At 66.4% G+C, this 4,716-nt stretch carries 4 protein-coding genes and 1 pseudogene; all 5 read left to right on the forward strand.

The annotated features are described in order from the left end of the window. A pseudogene (locus V7Q39_RS19280) lies at positions 1–258 on the forward strand (NADH-quinone oxidoreductase subunit M); the annotation flags it as partial. Continuing rightward, positions 255–1,691 (forward strand): NADH-quinone oxidoreductase subunit NuoN, encoded by a 1,437-nt coding sequence (gene nuoN, locus V7Q39_RS19285; RefSeq protein ID WP_333818234.1) that lies wholly within the window; start codon positions 255–257, stop codon positions 1,689–1,691. The pseudogene V7Q39_RS19280 and the gene nuoN, both read left to right, overlap by 4 nt. Beyond that, the gene (locus tag V7Q39_RS19290; protein WP_333818235.1) at positions 1,681–2,427 is read left to right on the forward strand and encodes a biotin--[acetyl-CoA-carboxylase] ligase; all 747 of its coding nucleotides are present in this window, start codon (positions 1,681–1,683) and stop codon (positions 2,425–2,427) included. Before nuoN ends, V7Q39_RS19290 begins: the two co-directional genes overlap by 11 nt. 71 nt (positions 2,428–2,498) lie before the next feature. Next, positions 2,499–3,272, forward strand: a complete 774-nt coding sequence (locus V7Q39_RS19295; protein ID WP_333818236.1) for a type III pantothenate kinase — start codon at positions 2,499–2,501, stop codon at positions 3,270–3,272. Further along, positions 3,269–4,716, forward strand: a 1,448-nt coding sequence (locus V7Q39_RS19300) for a ribonuclease J (RefSeq protein ID WP_333818237.1), incomplete at its 3' end; no start/stop codon positions are given. The genes V7Q39_RS19295 and V7Q39_RS19300, both read left to right, overlap by 4 nt.

Consider the following 4,716-nt stretch of genomic DNA (forward strand, 5'->3'; position numbering starts at 1 on the left):
TCGGCGGCCTATGCGCTGTGGCTTTACCGCCGGGTCGTCTTCGGCGACCTGATCAAGGAGGCGCTGCGCTCGATCACCGACATGGACCGCCGCGAGAAGGGCATCTTCGCGCCGCTGATCGCCGCGACCCTGATCCTCGGCATCTACCCCAGCCTCGTGACCGATATCATCGGGCCCTCCGTCTCGGCCCTCGTCACCGAATACCAGGCCGCCCAGTCTGCGGATGGCCTGGCCCTGAACGAAGGACATTCCGAATGACCTCCGCCGATTTCCAGACGCTTCTGCCCGAGATCGTGCTGGCGCTCTACGCCATGATCGCGTTGCTCGCCGCGGTCTACACCGGCAAGGACCGGCTGGCCGCCACGCTGGTCTGGGCGACGGCGGGGCTGTTCGTGGCGCTGGCTTTGTACATCGGCGCCGCCGGGGCGGGGGAGCGGACGGTGTTCTCCGGCCTCTTCACCGACGACCCCTTCGCGCGCTTCGCCAAGGTGACGATCCTTTTGTCGGCAGCGGCGGTGCTGGCGATGAGCCAGGACTATATGACCCGGCGCGAGTTGCTGCGGTTTGAATACCCGATCCTCGTCACGCTGGCGGTCACGGGCATGATGGTCATGGTCTCGGCCGCCGACCTGATCACGCTTTACATGGGGCTGGAGCTGCAATCGCTGTCGCTTTACGTCGTGGCCTCGATGCGGCGGGACAGCGCGAAGTCGTCAGAGGCGGGGCTGAAGTATTTCGTCCTTGGCGCGCTCTCCTCCGGCCTGCTGCTATACGGCGCCTCGCTGGTCTATGGCTATGCCGGGACCACCCAGTTCGCGGGCATCCTGACCACGCTGCAAGACGGCGTGCCGCTGGGCCTTCTGTTCGGGCTGGTGTTCATGCTGGCGGGTCTTGCCTTCAAGGTCAGCGCCGCGCCCTTCCACATGTGGACGCCCGACGTCTACGAAGGCTCGCCCACACCCGTGACCGCCTTCTTCGCCACCGCGCCGAAGGTCGCCGCGATGGGGCTGATCGCCCGGCTGGTGCAGGACGCCTTCGGTGGCATCCCGGCCCAATGGGGGCAGGTGCTGGCGGGCCTTGCGGTCGCCTCGATGTTCCTTGGGGCCGTCGCCGCCATCGGCCAGCGCGACATCAAGCGGCTGATGGCCTATTCCTCGATCGCCCATATGGGCTATGCGCTGATTGGGCTCTGCGTCGGCACCGCTTACGGGGTGCAGGCGACGCTGATCTACATGGCGATCTACGTCACGATGAACGTCGGCACCTTCGCCTTCATCCTGTCGATGGAGCGTGACGGCCGCCCCGTCAGCGACATCGCCGGCCTGAACCAGTTCGCGAAGAAGGAACCCCTGAAGGCGCTGGCCATGCTGGTGCTGCTGTTCTCGCTGGCGGGCGTTCCGCCGACGGTCGGCTTCATCGGGAAGTTCTACGTCCTGAAGGCTGCCGTCGATGCAGGCTGGGTCTGGCTGGCGGTGGCGGGGGCGGTGGCCTCGGTCATCGGTGCCTTCTACTACCTGCGCATCGTCTATTTCATGTATTTCGGGGCCGAGCAGGAGCCGGTCGACAGCCGCATGGCCCCGGTGCAATGGGCGATGCTGGTGGCTGTGGCCGCGATCATGGTCGTGGGGATCGTGAACCTGTTCGGCATCGAACCAGCGGCTGCCGTCGCCGCCGAAGCGCTTGTCCGGTAGGGGCGGGGCAGGGCGCATCACCCTGCCCGAGATCGACAGCACCAATGCCGAAGGCTTCCGGCGGGCTTCGGCTTTGCCGGGGCCGACCTGGATCGTCGCCGGGCTCCAGACCGCCGGGCGCGGTCGCCGGGCAAGACCCTGGACCAGTCCCTTGGGCAACTTCCACGGCACCCTTGTCCTGAAACCGACGGAACCGCCCGAAACGGTCGCGCTGCGCTCCTTCGCTGCGGCACTCGCTTTGCGCGATGCGCTGGTGCAGATGACGGGGCTTCCCGACAGCTTTGCCCTGAAATGGCCGAACGATGTGCTCTGCAACGGCGGCAAGCTGGCGGGCATCCTGCTGGAAAGCCAGGGGCTGAGCGGACCCGCCCCGGTCCTCTGTATCGGCATCGGCGTCAACCTGATTGCCGCGCCCGACCCTGCGCAGGTGGAACCCGGAGCGGTCCCCCCCGTCTCGCTTTTGCACGAAACCGGGTTGCGTGTCACACCCGAGGCCTTCCTTGACGCCCTCGTCCGCGCCTACGAGCGCTGGGAAGCCCTCTTCCAGGCCGAAGGCTTCGCCCCCCTGCGCGAGGCCTGGCTGACCCATGCCGCGCGCCTTGGTGAAACCATCCGCGCCCGCACCGGAGAGGTGACCCGTGAAGGGGTGTTCGAGACCATCGACGCGGCGGGCAACCTGATCCTGCGGACCCCGCAGGGCAGGCTTGCTATCCCCGCCGCCGAGGTGTTCTTTTGACCGACTGCGTCCGGACGTCTAAAATTTTTCTGGAAAAACTTTAGACTTCCGCATCATCAACAGGGGCTTGCATGCTTCTCGCCATCGACTGCGGCAACACCAACACCGTCTTCTCGATCTGGGACGGCGCGCGCTTTCTTGCGACCTGGCGCATCGCCACCGATCACCGGCGGACGGCGGACGAATATTTCGTCTGGCTCTCCTCGCTGATGGCGCTGCGCAAGACCGAGGCCGAGATCACCGAGGCGATCATCTCCTCCACCGTGCCGCGCGTGGTCTTCAACCTGCGCGTCCTCTGCGACCGCTACTTCAACTGCCGCCCGCTGGTCGTGGGCAAGCCCGACTGCAGGCTTCCCGTCGCGCCCCGCGTCGACCAGGGCACCACTGTCGGCCCCGACCGGCTGGTCAACACCGTTGCGGGCTTCGACCGTCAGGGGGGCGACCTGATCGTGGTCGATTTCGGCACGGCCACCACTTTCGACGTGGTCGACAGCGACGGCGCCTATATCGGCGGGGTCATCGCGCCGGGCGTCAACCTGTCCCTTGAAGCGCTTCACATGGCCGCCGCCGCCCTGCCTCACGTCGATGTGGCCAAGCCGGCGAAGGCGATCGGCACGAATACGGTGGCCTGCATGCAGTCGGGCGTGTATTGGGGCTATGTCGGCCTTGTCGAGGGCATCGTGCGCGAGGTGCGGCGCGAACGCGACCGGCCGATGAAAGTGATCGCGACCGGGGGCCTCGCCTCGCTTTTCGCTCAGGGGACCGAACTGTTCCATTCCATCGAGGACGACCTGACCATGCATGGTCTCGTCCTGATCAACGACTACAACAAGGACACCGCATGAACCGCCTTATCTACCTTCCCCTCGGCGGCGCCGGCGAGATCGGCATGAACTCCTATGTCTACGGCTATGGGCCGAAGGGCAAGGAACGGCTGATCCTGGTCGACCTGGGCGTGGCCTTCCCGGACATGGACACGTCGCCGGGGGTGGACCTGATTCTGCCCGATGTCAGCTGGCTGCACGACAAGCTGGACCGGCTGGAGGCGATCTTCATCACCCATGCGCATGAGGACCATATCGGCGCGCTGGCGCCCTTGTGGCCCCAGCTTGGCAAAAAGGTCTACTGCCGCCGCTTCACCGCGACCATCGGGCGGCTGAAGTTCGACGAGGCGGGACTGCCCCTGGACCAGATCGTCACTGTCGACCCCCGGCCAGCGACCGTGGAGGCCGGGCCGTTCAAGGTGCAGTTCGTCCCCGTCTCGCATTCCATCCCGGAGTCTTCGGCGCTGGTCATCGACACGCCGGCGGGCCGCATCTTCCACTCGGCGGATTTCAAGATCGACCACACGCCGGTGGTGGGCGAAGGCTGGGACGACGCCCGGATCAGCGAGATCGTGGCGGAGCGTCCGGTCAAGGCGATGACCTGCGATTCCACCAACGTCTTCTCGACCCATGAGGGCCGGTCCGAAGCGACGCTCGCCGAGCCCCTGGCCGAGCTGATCCGCAGCCGGACCGGCATGGTGGTGGCGACGACCTTCGGATCGAACGTCGCGCGTCTGAAGACGCTGGCCGAAGCGGGCCGGGCGGCGGGCCGGACGATCTGCGTCCTCGGCCGGTCAATGAAGCGGATGCTGTCGGCGGCGGAAGAGGCGGCGGTGCTGTCGGGGTTCCCGAAGACCGTGACGCCGGATGAGGCGCTGGAGGTGCCGCGCCGCAATCTGATGCTGCTGGTGACAGGCTCGCAAGGCGAACGCCGGGCAGCTTCGGCGCAGCTCAGCCGTGGCAAGTATCTGGGGATCGAGATGAAGGAGGGCGACACCTTCCTGTTTTCCTCGAAGACCATCCCCGGCAACGAACGCGACGTGCTGAGGGTCTGGAATGCCTTCTCCGAAATGGGCGTGCAGGTGATCGACGATCAGGGCGGGAAATACCACGTCTCGGGCCATGCCAACCGCCCGGATCTGGAACATGTCCACCGTCTCGTCCTTCCCGATATGCTGATCCCCATGCATGGCGAGCACCGGCACCTGTCTGAGCATGTCCGCATCGCGACCGAGGCCGGGATCGCGGCGGCGGTGGCGCCCAACGGGACGATGCTGGACCTTTCCGGCGACGTGCCGGAAGTGGCGGAATATGTGGAAACCGGGCGGCTCTACCTCGACGGCACCGCGCTGATCGGGGCGCTGGACGGGGTGGTGCGCGACCGCATCCGCATGGCGCTGAATGGCCTTGTGACGGTGACGGTGATCCTGGACGAGACCGACAGCCCGATGGGCGAGCCCTGGGT

The sequence above is a fragment of the Tabrizicola sp. genome, from assembly GCF_036781545.1.
Taxonomy (GTDB): domain Bacteria; phylum Pseudomonadota; class Alphaproteobacteria; order Rhodobacterales; family Rhodobacteraceae; genus Tabrizicola.